Annotated in this window: 20 protein-coding genes and 1 pseudogene; 9 read left to right on the top strand and 12 right to left on the bottom strand. The window is 62.8% G+C overall.

Annotation, left to right across the window (positions count from 1 at the left end; genetic code table 11):
• The 3 genes from ACFRJ9_RS00105 to ACFRJ9_RS00095 are packed head-to-tail and all read right to left on the bottom strand — an operon-like array spanning window position 1 to window position 3364.
• Window positions 1–936 carry a carbohydrate ABC transporter permease gene (locus ACFRJ9_RS00105; RefSeq protein ID WP_377663197.1) on the bottom strand — a complete coding sequence of 312 codons (936 nt, stop codon included), beginning with the start codon at window positions 934–936 and terminating at the stop codon, window positions 1–3.
• Window positions 933–1994: a carbohydrate ABC transporter permease gene (locus ACFRJ9_RS00100; RefSeq protein ID WP_377663196.1), complete on the bottom strand. Its 1062-nt coding sequence runs from the start codon at window positions 1992–1994 to the stop codon at window positions 933–935. Before ACFRJ9_RS00100 ends, ACFRJ9_RS00105 begins: the two co-directional genes overlap by 4 nt.
• An 11-nt stretch (window positions 1995–2005) precedes the next feature.
• A complete protein-coding gene (locus ACFRJ9_RS00095) occupies window positions 2006–3364 on the bottom strand; it encodes an ABC transporter substrate-binding protein (protein WP_377663195.1) in 1359 nt (452 codons plus the stop codon).
• Between the two features lie 126 nt (window positions 3365–3490).
• On the opposite strand from ACFRJ9_RS00095, the gene ACFRJ9_RS00090 reads away from it, so the two are divergent.
• The 6 genes and pseudogenes from ACFRJ9_RS00090 to ACFRJ9_RS00065 all read left to right on the top strand — a co-directional run.
• The gene (locus tag ACFRJ9_RS00090) at window positions 3491–4522 is read left to right on the top strand and encodes a LacI family DNA-binding transcriptional regulator (protein ID WP_377663194.1); all 1032 of its coding nucleotides are present in this window, start codon (window positions 3491–3493) and stop codon (window positions 4520–4522) included.
• Between the two features lie 50 nt (window positions 4523–4572).
• On the top strand, window positions 4573–5394 hold the full coding sequence (gene nadE, locus ACFRJ9_RS00085) for an ammonia-dependent NAD(+) synthetase (protein WP_377663193.1): 822 nt from the start codon (window positions 4573–4575) through the stop codon (window positions 5392–5394).
• Between the two features lie 288 nt (window positions 5395–5682).
• A complete protein-coding gene (locus ACFRJ9_RS00080; protein ID WP_377663192.1) occupies window positions 5683–6336 on the top strand; it encodes a PadR family transcriptional regulator in 654 nt (217 codons plus the stop codon).
• 190 nt (window positions 6337–6526) lie between these two features.
• Window positions 6527–7096, top strand: a complete 570-nt coding sequence (locus tag ACFRJ9_RS00075) for a GNAT family N-acetyltransferase (RefSeq protein ID WP_377663191.1) — start codon at window positions 6527–6529, stop codon at window positions 7094–7096.
• 164 nt (window positions 7097–7260) lie between these two features.
• Entirely contained in the window at window positions 7261–8019 is a 759-nt protein-coding gene (locus ACFRJ9_RS00070) for a MerR family transcriptional regulator (RefSeq protein ID WP_377663190.1), read from the top strand.
• A gap of 30 nt (window positions 8020–8049) precedes the next feature.
• Window positions 8050–8204: pseudogene (locus ACFRJ9_RS00065) on the top strand (TetR/AcrR family transcriptional regulator); the annotation flags it as partial.
• 41 nt (window positions 8205–8245) lie between these two features.
• Here the strand turns inward: ACFRJ9_RS00065 and ACFRJ9_RS00060 are convergent.
• Genes ACFRJ9_RS00060 through ACFRJ9_RS00050 form a run of 3 tightly spaced genes read right to left on the bottom strand, consistent with a single transcriptional unit; the run spans window position 8246 to window position 11960 of the window.
• Window positions 8246–9049: a MerR family transcriptional regulator gene (locus tag ACFRJ9_RS00060; protein WP_377663189.1), complete on the bottom strand. Its 804-nt coding sequence runs from the start codon at window positions 9047–9049 to the stop codon at window positions 8246–8248.
• Between the two features lie 49 nt (window positions 9050–9098).
• Complete coding sequence (locus ACFRJ9_RS00055) at window positions 9099–10700, bottom strand: molybdopterin-dependent oxidoreductase (protein ID WP_377663188.1); 1602 nt, start codon at window positions 10698–10700, stop codon at window positions 9099–9101.
• Between the two features lie 42 nt (window positions 10701–10742).
• Window positions 10743–11960 carry an acyl-CoA dehydrogenase family protein gene (locus tag ACFRJ9_RS00050; protein ID WP_377663187.1) on the bottom strand — a complete coding sequence of 406 codons (1218 nt, stop codon included), beginning with the start codon at window positions 11958–11960 and terminating at the stop codon, window positions 10743–10745.
• A gap of 132 nt (window positions 11961–12092) precedes the next feature.
• On the opposite strand from ACFRJ9_RS00050, the gene ACFRJ9_RS00045 reads away from it, so the two are divergent.
• The 3 genes from ACFRJ9_RS00045 to ACFRJ9_RS00035 all read left to right on the top strand — a co-directional run bounded on the left by ACFRJ9_RS00045 (window position 12093) and on the right by ACFRJ9_RS00035 (window position 15115).
• A complete protein-coding gene (locus ACFRJ9_RS00045) occupies window positions 12093–13811 on the top strand; it encodes an AMP-binding protein (protein ID WP_377663186.1) in 1719 nt (572 codons plus the stop codon).
• A gap of 22 nt (window positions 13812–13833) precedes the next feature.
• Complete coding sequence (locus ACFRJ9_RS00040) at window positions 13834–14343, top strand: MarR family winged helix-turn-helix transcriptional regulator (RefSeq protein ID WP_377663185.1); 510 nt, start codon at window positions 13834–13836, stop codon at window positions 14341–14343.
• 109 nt (window positions 14344–14452) lie between these two features.
• The gene (locus ACFRJ9_RS00035) at window positions 14453–15115 is read left to right on the top strand and encodes a TenA family protein (RefSeq protein WP_377663184.1); all 663 of its coding nucleotides are present in this window, start codon (window positions 14453–14455) and stop codon (window positions 15113–15115) included.
• On the opposite strand, the gene ACFRJ9_RS00030 is transcribed toward ACFRJ9_RS00035, so the two are convergent.
• The 6 genes from ACFRJ9_RS00030 to ACFRJ9_RS00005 all read right to left on the bottom strand — a co-directional run.
• On the bottom strand, window positions 15112–15252 hold the full coding sequence (locus tag ACFRJ9_RS00030; RefSeq protein WP_377663183.1) for a hypothetical protein: 141 nt from the start codon (window positions 15250–15252) through the stop codon (window positions 15112–15114). The two genes, ACFRJ9_RS00035 and ACFRJ9_RS00030, sit on opposite strands and share 4 nt — an antisense overlap.
• A gap of 101 nt (window positions 15253–15353) precedes the next feature.
• Window positions 15354–15650 (bottom strand): DUF4190 domain-containing protein, encoded by a 297-nt coding sequence (locus ACFRJ9_RS00025; RefSeq protein WP_377663182.1) that lies wholly within the window; start codon window positions 15648–15650, stop codon window positions 15354–15356.
• A gap of 60 nt (window positions 15651–15710) precedes the next feature.
• Window positions 15711–16490, bottom strand: a complete 780-nt coding sequence (locus tag ACFRJ9_RS00020; RefSeq protein ID WP_377663181.1) for an enoyl-CoA hydratase — start codon at window positions 16488–16490, stop codon at window positions 15711–15713.
• Between the two features lie 43 nt (window positions 16491–16533).
• Window positions 16534–17457 (bottom strand): 3-hydroxyisobutyrate dehydrogenase, encoded by a 924-nt coding sequence (mmsB, locus tag ACFRJ9_RS00015; RefSeq protein ID WP_377663180.1) that lies wholly within the window; start codon window positions 17455–17457, stop codon window positions 16534–16536.
• A gap of 32 nt (window positions 17458–17489) precedes the next feature.
• Window positions 17490–18551 (bottom strand): enoyl-CoA hydratase/isomerase family protein, encoded by a 1062-nt coding sequence (locus ACFRJ9_RS00010; RefSeq protein ID WP_377663179.1) that lies wholly within the window; start codon window positions 18549–18551, stop codon window positions 17490–17492.
• Window positions 18551–18748 (bottom strand): aldehyde dehydrogenase family protein (locus ACFRJ9_RS00005; protein ID WP_377663178.1); only part of this gene is annotated, 198 nt, incomplete at its 5' end. The genes ACFRJ9_RS00005 and ACFRJ9_RS00010, both read right to left, overlap by 1 nt.

Here is an 18748-nt window from a genome sequence, read left to right as displayed (position 1 = left end):
CTATTTGACTCCTCCGGCGGTGAGACCGCCCACTAGGTAACGTTGGAAAATCAGGTAAAGAATCACGACGGGTGCCGCGCAGACGAGCGAGGCCGCCATCATTTGGCCGTACAGGGGGATGGCTCCACCCTCCTGCGAGGCGCCGAAGATCTGCAAGGCCACTGCCGCCGTCTGGCTGTCAGGCCTGGTCATCACTGAAGCGAACAGAACATCGTTCCAGCCCAGCAGGAAGGCGAAGATTCCCGAGACCACAATTCCAGGCCAGCTGAGCGGCAGGATGATGCGGACCAGCACACCAAGGTTGCTGGCGCCATCGATCTTGGCCGCTTCTTCCAGCTCACGGGGCAAGCCGCGCAGGTAGGTGACCATCACCCAGGTGGAGAACGGCATGGCGAACGTCAGATAGGTAATGAACAGACCCCATTGCGTTCCGATCACTTGGACTCCCAGGTAGCTGGCTGCCGACGAGAAGAGAACGAACACCGGCAGGACCATGAGCGTTCCGGGTACGGACTGCAGCGCCAGGAGGCTTCGCAGAACGGTGAGCCTGCCCCGGAACTGGTAGCGGACCAGCACGTAAGCGATGGAAACCGACATGGCCGCTGAGACCACGGCCGTGGCTCCGGCTACCAGCACGCTGTTGGCGAGGCCCTTGGCCAGGCCAACGCTGGACCAGATCTTGGTGTAGTTCTCCAGTGAGAATGTCGACGGCCAGAACTCGCCGTTGGCGACGCCGATGTCCGAGTTCACCGAGGCCAGGAAAATGTAGGCGACCGGGATCAGCACAATGGCGCTCAGGACCGTCAGGATGATGGCCAGCATGGGACCGGGCAGGAGACGGGTTACTTCGTGCTGCCGCTTGGAGCCGGGCCGGAACGTGCTTCCCGACGAACCCCGGTTGGCCGTGCCGCGGACGGAGGTGGTTGATGCGCTCACTTCTTGCCTCCAGGCGTCTCGGCGTCGTCCAGTTTGACGGCGCGCAGGTAGATGAACAGCGGAATGGCGATCAGCACCAGGGACACGAACGCCATGGCGGCGCTGAGGCCGAAGCGGAAGCTCTGGAAGCTGGTGACGTACGTGAGGATCGGAAGGACTTCGACATCGGCCGGAGCCGGGACGCCAAACAGCACGAACGGGAGAGTGAAGTTGTTGATGTGGTGCAGCATGCCGATCAGGAAGGCCAGTGCCAGCGGGCCCTTGAGATAGGGGAAGATGACGTACCGCAGCTTGTTCCACCACAGCGCGCCGTCCAAGGCCGAGGCTTCGTGGACCTCATGGTCCACGGCCTGCAGGCCGGAAAGGGCCAGCAGGTAGATGAAAGGCCAGGAAGCCCAGATCTGAACCAGGATGAGCGTCCAATACGTTTGCGGCCCATTGAGCCACAGTCCACCGTCCATGCCGAACACGCTCAACGCCGAGTCCACCACTCCATCCGGCTGAAACATGGTCCGCCACACAGTGGCCACCACGAAGGATGGAAGGACGTAGGGGATCAGGAAGATTGAGCGGACAAGTGCCCTGCCCTTGAACGCGTTCTGCGTGGCCACGGCCGCTGCGATTCCCAGGGGCAAGGTGACCAGCATTGCGATCAACGAATAGCTGACGCTCAGCCATACGGAGTGGAGGAGCGGTGAGTCGGTCAGTGCCTCTACAAAGTTGTCGAAGCCGATGAACGGTGCGCTGACCCATTTGCGCAGCGTGTACTGGTCCAGGTTGAGGGCCGACATGTAGATGCCCAGGAACAGCGGAATCACGATGATGACGAACATCAGCAGGCCGCCGGGGATCAGCATCCACAGTGGACGGTTGCGCTCGCTCAAGCCTTTACGGCGGGCGGGCTTCTTCCCACGGCCGCCACGCTGGAGGGTACTTGTGCCCGTGTTCGGTGACGTGCCGTCGTCGGACGTTTGGGCTGCAGTGCCGGACCGGGCCAGCTGCCCTTCGGCAGCCGGGCCGGCGACGGCCTTTATTTCCCTGAAGGAATCAGTGGACATGGGTTTCCTGTCTAGGACTTCGCGGCCCGGTCGAGGGAGGCTTGCCCCTTGGACTGGGCGTCATTGAGCCGTGATTCCAGGGCAGAGTCATCCACGGAGCCCTTGGCCAGGTCCGGAATGGACTGGACGGTGACGTTCAGGAGTCCAAGCTGGATGTCGCCCCACGCACCGGTAAATGGAGTTGCCTTGGACTTGCCTGCAGCATCGGCGATGGGTTGAAGCTTCGGATCTGTCAGCGAGGCCAGGGCCTCGGCGTTCGCAGGAAGCTCGCCAAAGATCTTCTGGTAGTTCAACTGCTCATCCTTGGAAGTGATGAGCTCGATGTAGGCGAAGGCCAGATCCTTCTGCTGGGAATAGTCGGCAACCACCACGTTGTCGCCGGAAAGGATGCTTGCGGCCTTGTCGCCGTCGCCCTTGGGCGATGTCTCGCCGGGAGCCGTGGTGGGCATGATCGAGTAGGCGTACTTACCGGCGATGGCTGACTTGTCCAAAGTAGGAACGGAGCTGGACGTCGTCATCATCAGGTAGCCGGCCTTGCCGGACGCGAAGGCCGCCACGGCGTTGCTGTTGCTCCATCCGATCGCTGCCGGATCCACAACCTTGTCCTTGGTGAGCCAACCGAAGTAGGTCTCGTAGGCCTTCTTGACGGTGGGGTCGTCCATCTTGAGCTTGTCGCCGTCCACTAGCGGGTTGCCGGCTTGTACGGACATGGCCCAAATGAACTTCCACGGGTCAAAGTTGTCCTTGTAGCCGGTCGCGAGGCCATACGTACCAGTGCCGGCATTGGTCATCTTCTTGGCTTGCTCAGCGAGCTCATCCCATGTGGTTGCGGGCTTCTCTATGCCTGCGGCTGCAAGGATGTCTTTGTTGTAAGCCATGACGAACGGGCGGCTGACGAACGGAATGCCGGCCATGTGCTCGGGGTCCGGGCCGGAGATGCCCAGGGCGGCCTGGTTGAAGCGGTCCTTTCCGCCGACCTTCTTCCAATCATCGTCGGATAGGGTCACGAAGGCTTTGGTGGCGTAGGCCGTGGGAGTGAAGGTGGTGCCGAGGCTGTAGACGTCCGGACCTTGGCCTGAAACCACGGATGTTTGGATCCGGGTCAGTTCGTCGTTGGCAGAGGCAAACGTTTCGAATTCAACATCAGCACCCGTTTTTGCCTTGAACTTCGCAGCAATGTCTTTGAACCATTCCTTTTGCTGCTCGGGGTATTGGTTGTTAACCCCGGTCAGGACGCTCAACTTCTTCCCGGCGCCGTCCACGGCACCTCCCCTACTGTCGGAACTACTGCCGCCGCCCCCGCAGGCAGTCAAAGCCAGAGCGGCCGTTGCTATGACGGCGGCCAGCTTCGCTGATGGTGCAAACCTCATTGTTTCCTCCTTGGATACCAAGCCCGCAGGTGGTGGTGTCGTGCGTCACAGGGGCTTCGTTGTCGAGTCTAGGGAGATGGCAATCCAAGCGGCAAGCGTTTGCCAAAAGTTGCCAAAAGTGCTCCAATGACAACCATGGCAGAAGAAAAAGTCCGTACCGCGACGGCAGTGCCCACCATCCGCGACGTGGCGGAGCTGGCCGGAGTGGCTACCTCCACAGTTTCCAGGGCGCTCTCCAACCCGGGCCGGGTGAACCACGTGACACGGGAGCGCGTCGAGCAGGCCGCCGCCACACTGAATTACGTACCGAGTTCCCAGGCACGGGGATTGAGTTCGGGACGGACCAACGCCATCGCCCTGCTGGTCCCCGACGTCACCAACCCGTTCTACTTCGACATCATCAGGGGCACGCAGAACCAACTCAAGGCTGCCGGCTACACGCAGTTGCTGGTGGATACCGAGGAATCCGCCGAAATGGAAGCAGACACCCTCCGCAAGATGCAGCGCACGGCCGACGGGTTCATCCTCGCCGCGTCCCGACTAACTGACGCGCAGATCCTGGAGGCGGCGTCGTCACAGGCAATCGTGACAATCAACAGGTCCTCTGCCAACGCACCCACCGTAATGATCGACACCCCAGGCGCCGTCGTCCAGGCCTTGGAGCACCTCAGTTCCCTGGGCCACTCCAGGATCTGCTACGTGGGTGGACCGGCGTCGTCATGGTCAAATGCCAAGCGGTGGAAGACGTTCGAAGACGAATGCCGGGAGCGCGGACTCACGACGTCGCGGGTGGGGCCATTCACACCCAAGACAACGTCGGGCGCCGCAGCCGCGGACGCTGCAGCCCGCACGGGCGCTACCGCCTGCATTGTCTTCAACGACCTCCTGGCCATAGGCATGCTCCAGCGGCTTCGCGAACGCGGCATACGGGTGCCCGAGGATATGAGCATCGTGGGCTGCGACGATATCTTCGGCGCGGACTTCTGCAACCCGCCTTTGACCACCATGGCCTCGCCCATCGAGCAAGCCGGACGCGTGGCCGTCTCCATGCTGCTTGCACAGTTGGATCCTTTGCATGCCGGCTCCAGCCGACGCTTGGCCGTCATGCCCACCCATCTCACGGTTCGCGGGTCAACAGGTCCGGCCTCCCCCAACTAGGTGCGCAATACAGTTGAGCCTTTGTGACGCGGCTGACTAGTGTGGAACACATGCGCGAACTCCAGGCCACGATCATTGCCGAAATGGGCGTCCAGCCCCGGATCAACCCAGTAGAGGAGGTCCGCAAGCGCGTCACGTTCCTGAAGGATTACCTCAAGGCGACCGGCACAAAAGGCTTCGTGCTGGGCATCTCCGGCGGCATCGATTCCTCGCTTGCCGGGCGCCTCGCCCAGCTCGCCGTTGAAGAACTGGAAGCCGAGGGCGTTGACGCGAACTTCGTTGCGGTCCGGCTCCCCTACGGCATTCAGCACGACGAAGACGACGCCCAGGCTGCCTTGGACTTCATCAAGGCCAAGACCGAGTGGACCTTCAACATCTCCCCGGCCGTGGACGGCTTCGAGGACGAGTTCGAGAAAACCACCGGCGCACCCATTTCAGATTTCCACAAGGGCAACACCAAGGCCCGCGCACGCATGATCGCCCAGTACGCCCTGGCCGGCGAGCACAACTACCTGGTGCTCGGCACCGACCATGGCGCTGAGTCCGTGACGGGCTTCTTCACGAAATTCGGCGACGGCGGTGCGGACATCCTGCCGCTGTTCGGCCTGAACAAGCGCCAGAACCGGGCTCTGCTTGCAGAGCTGGGCGCGCCTTCCCGCGTCTGGGAGAAGGTCCCTACTGCCGACCTCCTGGACGGCAAGCCCGGCCGCACCGACGAAGACGAGCTTGGTATTACCTACGACCAGATCGACGACTATCTCGAAGGCCGCGACATCCCCGAATCCGCGGCCGGACTCATCGAGCAGAAGTTCCTCCGGACCCGCCACAAGCGCACAGTGCCGGTCACCATCTTCGATACGTGGTGGAAATAGCCTGACCCGGCGCCAAGGAAGCCTTGGCACCAAAAGAACCTCGACGGCGGGTGCGGACTTTTCGATAAGTCCGCACCCGCCGTCGTGCTTTCCCCGGACGCTCTCTCACTTGACGACACTTTCCGGGCAACCCTCTTGCACCTCCTCCCCGGGGCTGCGAGAGGGTTGGGGAAAAACGGCCGGAAAGTGACCGAGGGTTGGGTGTTGACGTCACGATAGTTACCGATATATCGTTAACTATCGCCGATACTCCTTCGGCGTAACAACAACCGAAAGGACGATGCTGTTATGAAAGGCATCAACGAAAACGAAAACACCTTCCCTGAGCACGACCACGAACACGGCCATCCCGACCACGGATACGGACGGGGCCGCTTCAATCGCGGCAAGGGCCGGCGCGGGCCGGGCGGCCACGGCGGCGGCGGATTCGGACCGGGCTTTGGTCCAGGTTTTGGTCCCGGCTTTGGTCCCGGTTTCGGACCCAGGGGCTTCGGTCCCGGCGGTTCACGCCGAGCCAACCGAGGCGACGTCCGCGCAGCGATTCTCTCCCTGCTGGCGGAGGCGCCGTCGAACGGCTATGGCTTGATCAAGACCATCGCCGAGAAGACGTCCGGTGCATGGCGTCCCAGCCCGGGCTCTGTCTACCCGACGCTGCAGCAGCTGGTGGACGAGGAACTGATCGTCGCCGTCGGCGAGGGTCGGCGCACCGAGTTCACGCTCACTGACGACGGCAAGGCCTACGTCGCCGAGCATGAAGAAGAGCTCGCCAACGCCTGGAACACCGAGGCCGACGGAACAGGAGCCGCATTCCACCAGAGCGTAGGCAAGCTCATGGGAGTCATTCACCAGTTCCGCGGAGCAGCCACCGATGAACAGCGCCAGGCCGCGATCGAGAAGCTGGACGAAACGCGTCGGGCGCTCTACCTGATCCTGGCCGACTAATCGCCCCGTTGCTTGTGGGTCTGAGCGTTCTAGTCACAGCGGGCGGGGCAACCAGACTTTCGCCTCATTGCTCCGGGGCGGTCCTTCGTGCACGTGCTGACGTGGCACAATGCTCATCTCAAGACCCACTTTCACAATCTGACTCGGTGGCCCATTGGTACTCACATCAACACCTCAGGAGAAATACCGCATGATCCACCCCGTCCGCCTTGCCACTTCTGCAGACCTTGACTCCGCAGCATCGGTCCTCGCCGCGGCGTTCGACACGTACGCATGGACACGATGGGCTCTCCCCGCCGACGAATACGCTGAACGCCTGGAAGACATCCAGCGGCTATATCTCGCCCACGCTTTGAACCACGGAATCGTCGTTGTGGACGAACAAATACGCGCAGTCGCCGCGTTCCTTCCCCCAGACGCCCCGGCCCCAACCGAACAAACGCAACAACGACTAAGCGAGCTGCACGGACCACGCCTTGCAGTGCTCCTTGGATTGTCTCTGCCTCAAGCTCCAGCAGGTTCATGGACTCTTGAAACGGTCGGCGTCGATCCTTCCGTTCAAGGCGCGGGCCTCGGGACAGCGGTTACCGCAGCAGGTTTAGCAATAATTGATCAGCAAGGTGGTGCCGTCGCTCTCGAAACATCGGACACGCGAAACGTGCGCCTTTACCAACGGCTTGGGTTCACGACGTCCGCCACGACCACCACCCAGGACGGGCCAATCGTGTATTCGATGAACCGCGTCGCGCAGTCCCGGTAATCCCTCCTAGGTCTGCTGCCTCAGGGAAATCGTGCATCGCCCGCACCGCACTACGCCCGATCCCAACAAGCTCCGGATATTCAGATGGACCATTTGTTGGCCACCCTTGACCTTGACGTAACGTCAACCTCTACTCTCGAAGTACAGGGACAAACGGAGGACGAATGGACTGGTCGATCCAGGAAATCGCCAAGATGGCTGGAACAACCAGCCGCACGCTGCGTCACTACGACGACATCGGGCTGCTCACGCCAACCCGGACCGGCCACAATGGCTACCGCTACTACGACGGTCCGGCGTTGGTGCAGCTCCAGCGCATCCTCCTGCTCAGGGAACTCGGACTTGGCCTGCCGGCAATAGCCGAGGTTCTCCGCCGCGAGACGGACACCGTCAAAGCGTTGAGCGGTCACCTTGAGTGGCTCGCGCAGGAGCAGGAACGGCTGGCCCGGCAGATCGCCTCCGTTCGGCAGACCATCGACACATTGAAAGGGGATGGACAGTACATGGCACAGGACATGTTTGACGGCTTCGACCACACTCAGTACAAGGATGAGGTGGAGGAACGCTGGGGTAAGGACGCTTACGCCAAGAGCGACGCGTGGTGGCGTGGCATGAGCGCCGGAGACAAGCAGCAGTGGAAGGAACGCTCGCAGAAACTGGGCAGCGACTGGATTTCCGCCGCCGAGTCCGGGATTGCGCCCGAGAGCGCCGAAGCGCAGGATCTGGCCAAGCGCCAGGTCGAATGGCTCCGCGGGATCCCAGGAACCCCGACGGCGGTACCCGGCGGAGACGTGAAGGGTTACGTCACCGGGCTCGGCGAAATGTACGTCGCCGATCCGCGTTTTGCTGCCAACTATGGCGGGGAAACCGGTGCGACGTTCGTGCGGGATGCGCTGCGGTTTTACGCGGAGAAGAACCTGTAGACGACCAGGCAGACACGCATTCTCAAAGCGGCACTGGGGCTGGTGAACTACTACTGCGAGGATAAAATGAGCTTGATCCGTGCGGTGCTCACCAGATCGAAGAGCACGACCTCATGCTGGTGGAACCGGAGCCATCCTCAACCACGGACCAGCAACTCCGGGAGGCTCTTCGGCGTGTTGCGGACCGAGCGAATCTCTTTCGCCCCTTCGCAGTGAATCGAACGTTTCAGCTGCGACGAACAGGCTGCTGCAACTCGGTCACCCAGTCGGACTGATCTTCTGAAATAGCTCGGACGTATAGTTCCCGGCATGGCCCTGAGTGGACAAGCCCACGAGCGAATATCTCAGAATGGAGAGCCTGCCAGCTTTCGGCAATGTGGTCCATGGAGCCGAGATGGACGCCGCAGACGGCATTTTCCACAGCGGGCAGTTCGACAATCTCGAAGCCGTCGCGTGCGGGTCCCGTGTAGGCATAGCCGGCAATTATTTGCAGGCCGTCTTCAACTGTCTCGTACAGCGCGATCGGCGTCTCCAGAGTTCCACGCTCATCGCCGATGATCCCGGCAACAGCGTCAAAGGAGGGACCCACGACACTTGCGACCTCAGGTTGGTCGGCTACGACAGCACGGCGGGCGGCGAGCCGGACAGGGCGCAAGGGCTTCTCAATGATCTCGATCTGGGACATGTGGTTCTCTTTCTCGATGAGGTGGAGCCGCCGTTGCACGTCTACGAGTCGGCCAGCAGCGATCCGGTGTTCCTGCTCAACCTCTGCGCGGCGAATCCGTAACAGGACTGCGATGCGATCGGCCTCGACGCCCTGGTCAAGAATCGACGAGATGTCGTCAAGACCAAAACCGAGCTGGCGCAGTGCAACGATCCGATGCAGACGCTCAAGTTGAGAAGGATCGTAGGATCGGTAGCCGCTGAACTCGTCCACGTGTGCTGGCACGAGCAGACCTGCGGCATCCCAATGCCGCAGCATCCGATGGGTCACCTGCCCGATCTGCGCGAAAGCTCCGATGGATAACATGTCTCAGTTCTCTCGCCTTCCACAGTGTCAGAGTCAATTGTCGCTCGAACTACTCCACGGTGACCATCACCGACGGCCAGCCCGAGGCTCCGTCAGGCACCGGATCGGCGCGCATCTCCGTTTGGACTTCCCCGGTGCCGTCGGTGGCGCGGGCCTTGACGTAGTGCAGGCCGGGCGTGGCGTCCCATTCGTAGGACCACTGGCGCCAGGTGATGGTGGAGGCTTCGTCGGAAAGGGTCGCTTCCACCCACTCGCCGTCATCGATCTGGACTTCCACCTTGGTGATTCCCCTGGTCTGGGCCCAGGCCGTGCCGCCCACGGCGACCTTTCCTGGCGGGAACTTCGCAAAGGACTTAGGCACGTCCACACGTGCCATGGTCTTGATGGGGCCACGTTCTGACCAGCCGCGGTCAGTCCAGTAGGCCTTGCTGTCCGCGAAGCGGGTGACCTCCAGGTCCACCACCCACTTGGTGGCAGAGACGAAACCGTACAGCCCCGGAACCACCATCCGCACGGGGTATCCGTGCTCTACCGGAAGCGGCTCCCCGTTCATGCCAATTGCCAGCATGGCATCGCGATCATCCTGCAGGACCTCCAGTGGAGTGGAGGCGCTGAAGCCGTCAATGGATGTTGAGAGCACCATGTCCGCGCCTTCCTTCGGTTTGGCCCTGGCGAGGACTTCGCGGATGGGGAGACCCAGCCATTTGGCGTTGCCGGCAAGCTTTCCACCCACCGGGTTGGATACGCAGGTAAGGGTGACGTGGGATTCGATCAGATCCGAGTCGAGCAGGTCTTGGAAGGTGAGGGTGACTTCCTCTTCAACCATTCCGTGCACCCGCAGTTCCCAATCATTGATGTTGATTTCCGGGACGCTCAGGGCCGTGTCAATGCGGTAGAACTCGTTGTTCGGTGTCAGCCAGGGGTAAACCCCTTGAACCGGGGACTGGACGCCCGAGGGCACGGGAGCGGCAGCCCTTGCCGGTGCAGGCAGCCGGAGGGCATCCCGGGCCTGGGCTACATTGCTCCGCGCGGCACCCAGCAGCCGCCCACCGGTCGCCGCGATTCCGGCGGCCACCGCGGTGATCCCCGCGGCAGCAAAGAAACGACGGCGGCTGGTGCCAACGCTTCCAGCGCCGGCGCTTCCAACCCGCTCTTCGACGTCGGACGCAATATCGGCGGGAGCTTCCGGCCACGCCTTCAAACCCCACAAGGGCACCATGAGGCGGCGCAGGACGATGAGGCCCGAGATGGTTCCCAGGACCGAAGGGATGGCGTCGGCGGGTCCCACTCCGGCGCGGGTCAACACGCAAGCCACAATGACCGCGCCCATGAACAGCACGCCAAGTACGCCCAGGGCCCACTTCCGGTAGGCCACTATTCCTAGAACGCAGGCCAGCACGGCGATCGTCAGGCCCATGCCTACGAACAGCGCAGCCTTGTCGTTCGTACCGAACGTGGCGATCGCGAAGTCCTTCATCCAAGGCGGCGTGAAGTCAATGAACGTCGAGCCCAGGGCAAACAGCGGGGTTGCCCTGGCAGTGAAGAACGCCCCGATCAGCTCCGCAACGGCGAGCACGACGCCGGCCGACACCACACCTGCCAGTGCGGCCATGCTGTCGGGGCCTTTGGTCCGGAGTCCGAGGTTTGTCATGCTAGTGGTTCGTAGGGACCGGCAGCAGGGATGGGTGAGAGCTTAAACGAAAGCCGATTTCCCCGTCACGGCCCGTGCCACGATCATCGAGTTGATCTCGTAGCTGCCCTCGTAGGTGTACAGGATTTCGGCGTCGCCAAAGAGCTTCCCCATCTCATAATCAGTGGTGATCCCGTTCCCACCCAGCAAGGACCTGCCCATCGCCACGGATGAACGGGCCAATCGGGTGGTGGTGGCTTTGCACATGGCGGCCTGCACCATTTCGAGCTTTCCTGCCTCCTGGATGCGCGCGAGCTCCACCATCATGGACAGCGATGCGTTGGCGTTGCCCAGGATGTCCGCAAGTTGCTGCTGCACCAACTGGAAGCGGGCCAGCTCCTTGCCGAACTGCTTGCGTTCCAGTGCATACGACCGGGCGATATCGAACGCTGCCAACTGAATGCCCGCCGCTTGCCATCCGACCCAAGCCCGGGAATCCCGCAACAAGTCATTTGCCCTGGAGAACTCGGTGGCACCGGGCAGCAGGTTCTCAGCCGGAATGCGGACATTGTCCAGCACAATGTCCGCATTCTGCATGATGCGGAGGCCGATCTTGTTGGAGATCTTGGTGGCCGAATACCCTGGGCGGTCCGTCTCCACAATGAAGCCCTTGATGTTTCCGTCGGCCTCATCGCGTGCCCAGACCAACGCGAAGTCGGCAATCGTGCCGGCCCCGATCCAGCGCTTGGCACCGTTGATGACCCATTCGCCGCCGTCGCGCCGCGCCGCCGTCGAAAGTCCTCCGGCGATGTCCGAACCATGGTCCGGTTCCGTCAGCGCGAAGGCGCCGAGTTGCGTGAAGGCTTCAAGTCCGGGCAGCCAGCGCCGCTTTTGTTCGGGCGAACCAAGCTCGTGGATCATGCCCACAATGAGCTCATTGTGGATGCCCACCAAGGCCGACAAAGACACATCGGCCCGGGCAATCTCGGTGTACATGAGGCCCTTGAACAGCTTGGAGGAACCATCCGTCTGAAGTCCGCCGAGGCCGTATTTGGCGATGTCGGCCAACAGGCCGAACGGGAACTCTTCCCGGTTCCAGTACTCAATGCTGGCCGCACGGATCCGGGTCTGCAGGAATTCCCGCACCTCCAGATAACGCGAACGTTCCCCAGGAGGGAGCAGGTCTACTACGTGCATCAGGTCCGCCTCCGGATAAGGAGGGAGGACGTGTTCTGTTGCCACACCACTGGTAATGGTGCCGGCAGCTTTTTCGTCGAGCATCAGACCCCTTCGTCAGTCCCGCACAGGCTCTTCCAAACCCTTGGATGTCCTAGTATATTGCAAGGTGATGTGGATCACTAGGCGCGATGCTGGGCAACGGCGCCAGTGCAACCCGAAAGCGAAAGGCGGACTATGACAGTCACCGAAGACTTCCGTGCGGCCCGCGACAGGTTGCTCCAACTGCGCGAGGACTACAAGCAGGCCCACAGCGAGTTCCAATGGCCGCGGTTCGAGGAGTTCAATTTCGCCCTCGACTGGTTCGACCAGATCGCCGCAGACCAGACGAGGGGCAACAAGCCCGCGCTTGTCATCGTGGAACAGGACGGCTCGTCCACTCGACGCAGCTACAAGGACCTCTCGCGCAGGTCGTCCCAAGTAGCCAACTGGCTCCGGAGCCAAGGCGTCCAACGCGGCGACCACATGATCATCATGCTCGGCAACCAGGTGGAGCTTTGGGAGCTCATGTTGGCGGGCATCAAGCTGGGCATCGTCATGATCCCTACCACCACGCTCATGGGCTCCCGCGATCTCCAGGACCGCGTTGAGCGCGGCGGGGCCGGTTGGGTGGCCGTTGGCAGTGCCAACATCGGCAAGTTCGCCGCCGTCGAGGGTGACTACACGCTGGTTGAGGTCGGTGCGGAGCGCACCAACGCCGACGCAAAACAGTACGCGGATTCGTACGACGCCGGCACGGACTTCACGCCCGACGCCCCCACCAAGGCGGACGAAACCCTGCTGCTCTACTTCACCTCCGGCACCACGTCCCGGGCCAAACTGGTGGAGCACACGCACACCTCCTACCCCGTGGGCCACCTGTCCACCATGTACTGGATCGGCCTTGAGCCCGGCGATGTGCACCTGAACGTCGCCTCCCCCGGCTGGGCCAAGCACGCATGGTCCAACGTCTTCACGCCGTGGATCGCCGAGGCCTCCGTCTTCATCTACAACTACGACCGCTTCGACGCCGCCGCCCTCATGGACCAGATGGGCCGCGAAGGCGTCACCAGTTTCTGCGCTCCGCCCACGGTCTGGCGCATGCTCATCCAGGCCGACCTCACCCAGCTCACCAGCCCACCCCTCAAGGCGGTATCCGCCGGGGAGCCGCTGAACGCGGAGGTCATCGGCCAAGTAGAGGAAGCCTGGGGCGTGACCATCCGCGATGGTTTCGGGCAAACCGAATCCACGGTCCAGATCGCCAACACACCAGCCCAGCCGGTGAAGATCGGTTCCATGGGCAGGCCGCTCCCCGGGTACGACGTCGTCCTGGTGGATCCGAACACCGGGAAAGAATCCAACGACGGCGAACTCTGCTTGCGCTTGGACCCCCGGCCCGTGGGACTCATGAAGAGCTACTTCGGCGATGATGCGAAGACCGCCGAAGCCTTCCGCGACGGTTACTACCACACTGGCGACATGGCCAGCCGGGATGCCAACGGCGTCATCACCTACGTCGGCCGCGACGACGACGTCTTCAAGTCATCCGACTACCGCTTGTCGCCTTTCGAACTGGAAAGCGTCCTGATCGAACATCCCGCAGTGGCGGAGGCCGCCGTCGTGCCTTCGCCTGATGCGGTGAAGCTTTCGGTGCCGAAAGCGTTCGTGGTGCTTGCCGCGGGCTACGAGCCAGGGCCGGCCGTCGCCGAGGACATCCTCCGCTATTGCCGCGAGCACTTGGCACCGTTCAAACGGATCCGCCGGCTCGAATTCGGAGAGCTGCCCAAGACCATTTCCGGCAAGATCCGCCGCGTGGAGCTGCGCGGCACGGAGGTAGCCCGGCATGGCGCCGGTCCGCTGCCTGCCGGTTTGGGCGTGGAGTACACCGAAGAAGAGTTCCCGAATCTGAAAGACTAGCCAACCGACTAGAAGGAGGACCATGGGTACGCCACTCCCCCGCGATCCCATCGCCGACGCCCAACGCAACTGGGAACGGCATGGTTGGGGCGACGTCGCCGCGCCCATGGCTGCCATCACCGCGATCATGCGCACGCAGCAGATCCTGCTCGCGCGCATCGAAACGGTCCTCAAACCATTCGGGCTGACCTTCGCGCGCTACGAGCTCCTCGCCCTGCTGAGTTTCGCCCGCAGCGGCGCACTGCCCATGAACAAGGCGAGTGCGCTCCTGCAGGTGCATCCTACGTCGGTGACCAACGCCGTCGACCGTTTGGAGAAGGCCGCCTTGGTGGCCCGCTCCCCGCATCCGACCGACGGACGCACCACCCTGATCGAGCTCACCGTCGAGGGCCGCGCCCTCGCAAAGAAAGCGACGGCGGCACTCAACGCTGAGGTCTTCGGCAAGTCGGGATTCGGGGACGACGACGTCGATCACCTCATCCGCGTCCTGGGCACCTTCCGCAGGGACGCCGGGGACTTCACGGACGACTGAGGGGTGGCCGAGGGGCGACATCTCGGCCCAATTAGGTCATCTAAGACTTGAAAGCTAACCCCTCGGCGGTATCGGGTAGGCTCGCGGCTGAACTTCCAGGAGGAAACACGTGGGCTTTGCCGAAGAACTCAGGAACAACTGCTCCGCTGATTGGGACGCCGCGGTGAACCACCCGTTCGTCAGTCAACTGCTCGATGGCAGCCTCCCGGACCACGATCTCCGCCGCTACCTCGTGCAGGACTACCAGTTCTGCGATGCCTTCACTGCGCTGCTGGGGCAGGCTGTGGCCTCGGCGCCGTCGCTTCCTTCGCGGCTGGTGTTCGCCAAGGTCCTGGGGGCATTCGCTTCGGACGAGAACACTTATTTCCAGGACTGCTTCTCCGAACTGGACGTTCCCGGGCCGGACCGGTCCGGACCTGCGTTGGAACCTGCAACCCGCGATTTCGACGCCCTCATGCGCAGTGCCCTTGCCACCCGCTCCTACCCGGACGTGTTGGCCGTCCTCCTGGTTGCCGAGTGGCTGTACGGGGACTGGGCAGCACGTGCCGGCGATCCCGCTGGCTGGCCTACCCAACCGAAGCACTCAGATTGGATCCGCTTGCACAACAACCCTGAGTACAACGCCTGGGTGACCTGGCTGCGCGACGAGTTCGACGCCGTCGAGCCTGCCGCTCCTGAACTCAGGGCCCGGGTGGCCGAAACATTCGCGGAAGCCGTGCGGCTGGAGCGTGCGTTCTTCGACGCAGCCGCGCCTCTAGCAATGACTGCCTAGCAGCTCATCAACGCCGCCAAGCGGGGAGTCTCGTCTCGATCCGTGTCAGTGTCCCGGCAGGCTTCGGCTACACCGGCCAGGTCCGTCCAGTGCCAGCTGTCCGGGCAGTCGTCGTTGTTGCAGAATTCCCAAGTCATTGCGTCCCTCAGTCTCGCGGCAGTATCGGGTAGCCGCTGTGTCAGTTAATACGAGGACGCAGCACCCTGATCGTGACGAGGGAATGACAGTGACGTAGGCCCTATTGGCCGGCCAGGGTGAACGTGAAAATCAGCGCTGAAAGCAACGACAACACTCCGATGCCATAGCCGACAGCCAGCGCGGCAATGGCGAAGCCCCGACCGCGTTCCCCGCGAAGTTGGATCTGGTTCAGCGCAACATGTCCTGCGCCCACCACGAACACCGCAATGACGGCCATGCCCGCGAGAAACAGGCCGACGAGCGACAAAGCCGCCATGGCGGCCGCGACGATGGCCAAGCGGTTAATCGGTTGGACGGGCGATTCCGTTTGCTCGGTTTGAACGATCTCCGTTGACATGTTCTCTCCCCATTCGTAAGTGCCCTGAGTCTATCCGCGCGGGGCCCGGATCCCGGGGATCTACCGGTGTTTGAACTCCGGCTGCCGCTTCTCGGTAAACGCGGCCATGCCTTCCTTCTGGTCCTCGGTGGCAAAGAGCGAGTGGAACACGCGCCGCTCGAACAGCACCCCCTGTGCCAAGCCCGTTTCGAACGCTGCGTTGACGGCTTCCTTGGCAACCATGGCCACGGGCTTGGACTTCGACGCAATAACCTCCGCGGCCTTGAGTGCCTCGTCAATCACCTCGGCCGCAGGAACCACGCGGGAGACCAATCCGGAACGCTCAGCTTCCTCGGCGCCCATGAAACGCCCCGTCAGCACCATGTCCATGGCTTTGGCCTTACCCACGGCCCGGGTGAGCCGCTGGGAGCCGCCCATGCCCGGAATGACTCCGAGGTTGATTTCGGGTTGGCCGAACTTGGCGTTGTCGCCGGCGATGATGAAGTCGGCCATCATGGCCAGTTCGCAGCCACCACCCAAAGCGAATCCCGAGACAGCGGCGATCACGGGAATCCGCAACCGTGTGAGGTCCTCCCAGCGACGGAACCAGTCTGCCGCATACATTTCCATGTAGCTCTTGGACGACATTTCCTTGATGTCGGCACCGGCGGCGAAAGCTTTGGCGGAACCCGTGATGACCACCGCCCCGACGTCCGGATCCGTGTCCATGGCCGTCACCGCGTCCACCAGTTCACCCATGAGAGCGGTGTTCAGGGCATTCAGCGCCTCCGGCCGATTCAGTGTCACCAGCCCAACGCGGCCCCTGCGTTCCACCACAATGTTCTGGTACTGCTCCGTCATGCTCTCCCTCTCGTGGAAACACTAAAGTACATGGCTAAAACTCTCACGCGGACTTGTCGCGGATCTCCGTGATGATGCCCGAGAAGTCCCTGCCCGCACCTTCGCCGGCTGCAAAGGCATCGTAAATCCTGGAAGCCAAGGGCCCCATTTCCGCGGCGACTCCGGTACTTTCCAACGCGTTGAGGGCCAGGCGGAGGTCCTTGGCCATGAGCGCCCCGGCAAAGCCCGGCTGGTAGTCGCGGTTGGCAGGGCTGGCGGGCACCGGGCCGGGCACCGGACAGTTGGTGGTCAGCGCCCAGCACTGCCCGGAGGCATTGGAGGCGACATCGAACAATGCCTGGTGCGTCAGCCCGAGCTTCTCTCCAAGGACAAACGCCTCGGCTACGGCAATCATGGACACCCCCAGGATCATGTTGTTGCAGACCTTGGCGGCTTGCCCTGCTCCATGATCACCGCAGTGGACAATCCGTTTGCCCATCAGTTCAAGGACCGGCCGCACTGTTTCGAAGTCGTCGGGCAGCGCTCCCACCATGAAGGTCAACGTGCCGGCTTCGGCTCCCACCACGCCGCCGGAAACCGGGGCATCCACGGACCGGTGGCCGGCGTCCACGGCAAGAGCGGCAGCCTCGCGGGCCTCGTCCACATTGATGGTGGAACAATCCAGGAACAGCGTGTCCGGCCCGGCCACCGCCAACAATCCGGGCCCGTCCACACCCCTGTAGGCATCCAGGACGTGCTTGCCGCTGGGCAGCATGGTCAAAACAACAGCCGCCCCCGCCGCAGCCTCATGGGCAGAGGAGGCCATGGGGATCCCGTGTGCCAACGCTGCTTCGACGGCCGCCGGAACGGGGTCATATCCCACAACTTCGTGTCCTGCCTTGATCAGGTTGGCCGCCATGGGACCGCCCATATGGCCCAGTCCAAGGAAAGCAATGACTCCCGTGGCCGATGCTGCGTTCTCTGTCATGTCGTCTCCCTTGACTGGCTTCTCATTTGAGGTCAACTTGCTTCCGCGGCCAAAGTGGAAAGCCCCAGCTCACGCTCGCCGAGCGGCGCGAAGTAACCCTCAACGTCGGACGCTTGCACTTCCGCGAGTGTCGCCGGCTTCCATTGGGGGTTCCGGTCCTTGTCCACAACTTGCGCGCGAACACCCTCGCGGAAGTCGGGTCCGGCCAGGCACCGCAGCCCCACGCGGTATTCCTGGTCCAGCGCTTCCTCGAGCGAAAGTCCACGGACCCGCCGCAGCGACTCCAACGTGACCTTCACCGACGTGGGCGACTTCGCATCGATGGTGTCCGCGGCGGCAACAGCTTCGGTCCCGGCAGAGCGCAGACTCCGCACGATTTCCTCGGCATCGTCATGCGCGTAGGCGGCGTCGATCCACTCACGCTGCGCCGCCAGTGCCGAGTCCGGCGCCGCTTGGGCAAAGCGCTCGACGGCGGCCTCCGCCGTCGAGCTTTCCAGCGCTTCCGCCAACGCGGGGAGGCTTTCGGACGGCACAAAGTGGTCCGCGAGTCCGAGGAACAGGGCGTCCGCGCCGGACAGGTGGGCACCTGTCAGTGCCGCGTGGGTTCCTGCCTCCCCCGGTGAGCGCGACAACAGCAGCGTGCCGCCGACGTCGGGCACAAAGCCGATGGTGGTTTCGGGCATCCCGGTGCGGGTTCGCTCGGTGACCACCCGGACTGATCCGTGCGCCGAGACACCCACCCCGCCGCCCAGCACAAGACCGTCCATGAACGCCACATAGGGCTTGGGGTACTGCGAAATGAGGAGGTTCAGCCGGTACTCGTCGGCCCAGAAGCCGGCGGTTTCATCGCCGCCGTGCAGCATGTCCCTGTAGATGGCCACGATGTCGCCGCCGGCACACAGCCCGCGATCCCCGGCGCCGCGCACCAGCACGGTGGCAACGGCGTCGTCGTCCGCCCAAGCAGTCAACTTCCGGAGCATGGCTTTCACCATGCCGTCATTGAGGGCGTTGACTGCCTTGGGGCGGTTGAGCGTCACGATGCCGAGGTGGCCGCGGCGCTCAAAGAGAACTTCTTCCTCCGCAGGTACCCCCATCAGCTGCCTGCCGGCATGATGAAGCTGGCGCCCTGGCGGATGCCGGAGGGCCACCGCGACGTCACGGTCTTGGTTTTGGTGTAGAAGCGGAAGGCGTCGGCGCCGTGCTGGTTCAGGTCGCCGAAACCAGAGGCTTTCCAGCCGCCGAAGGTGTAGTAGGCGATCGGGACGGGAATGGGCACGTTGATGCCCACCAT

The sequence above is a fragment of the Paenarthrobacter sp. NPDC056912 genome, assembly GCF_042786555.1.
Classification (GTDB): domain Bacteria; phylum Actinomycetota; class Actinomycetes; order Actinomycetales; family Micrococcaceae; genus Arthrobacter.
This window is presented reverse-complemented; position numbering and strand designations above follow the sequence as displayed.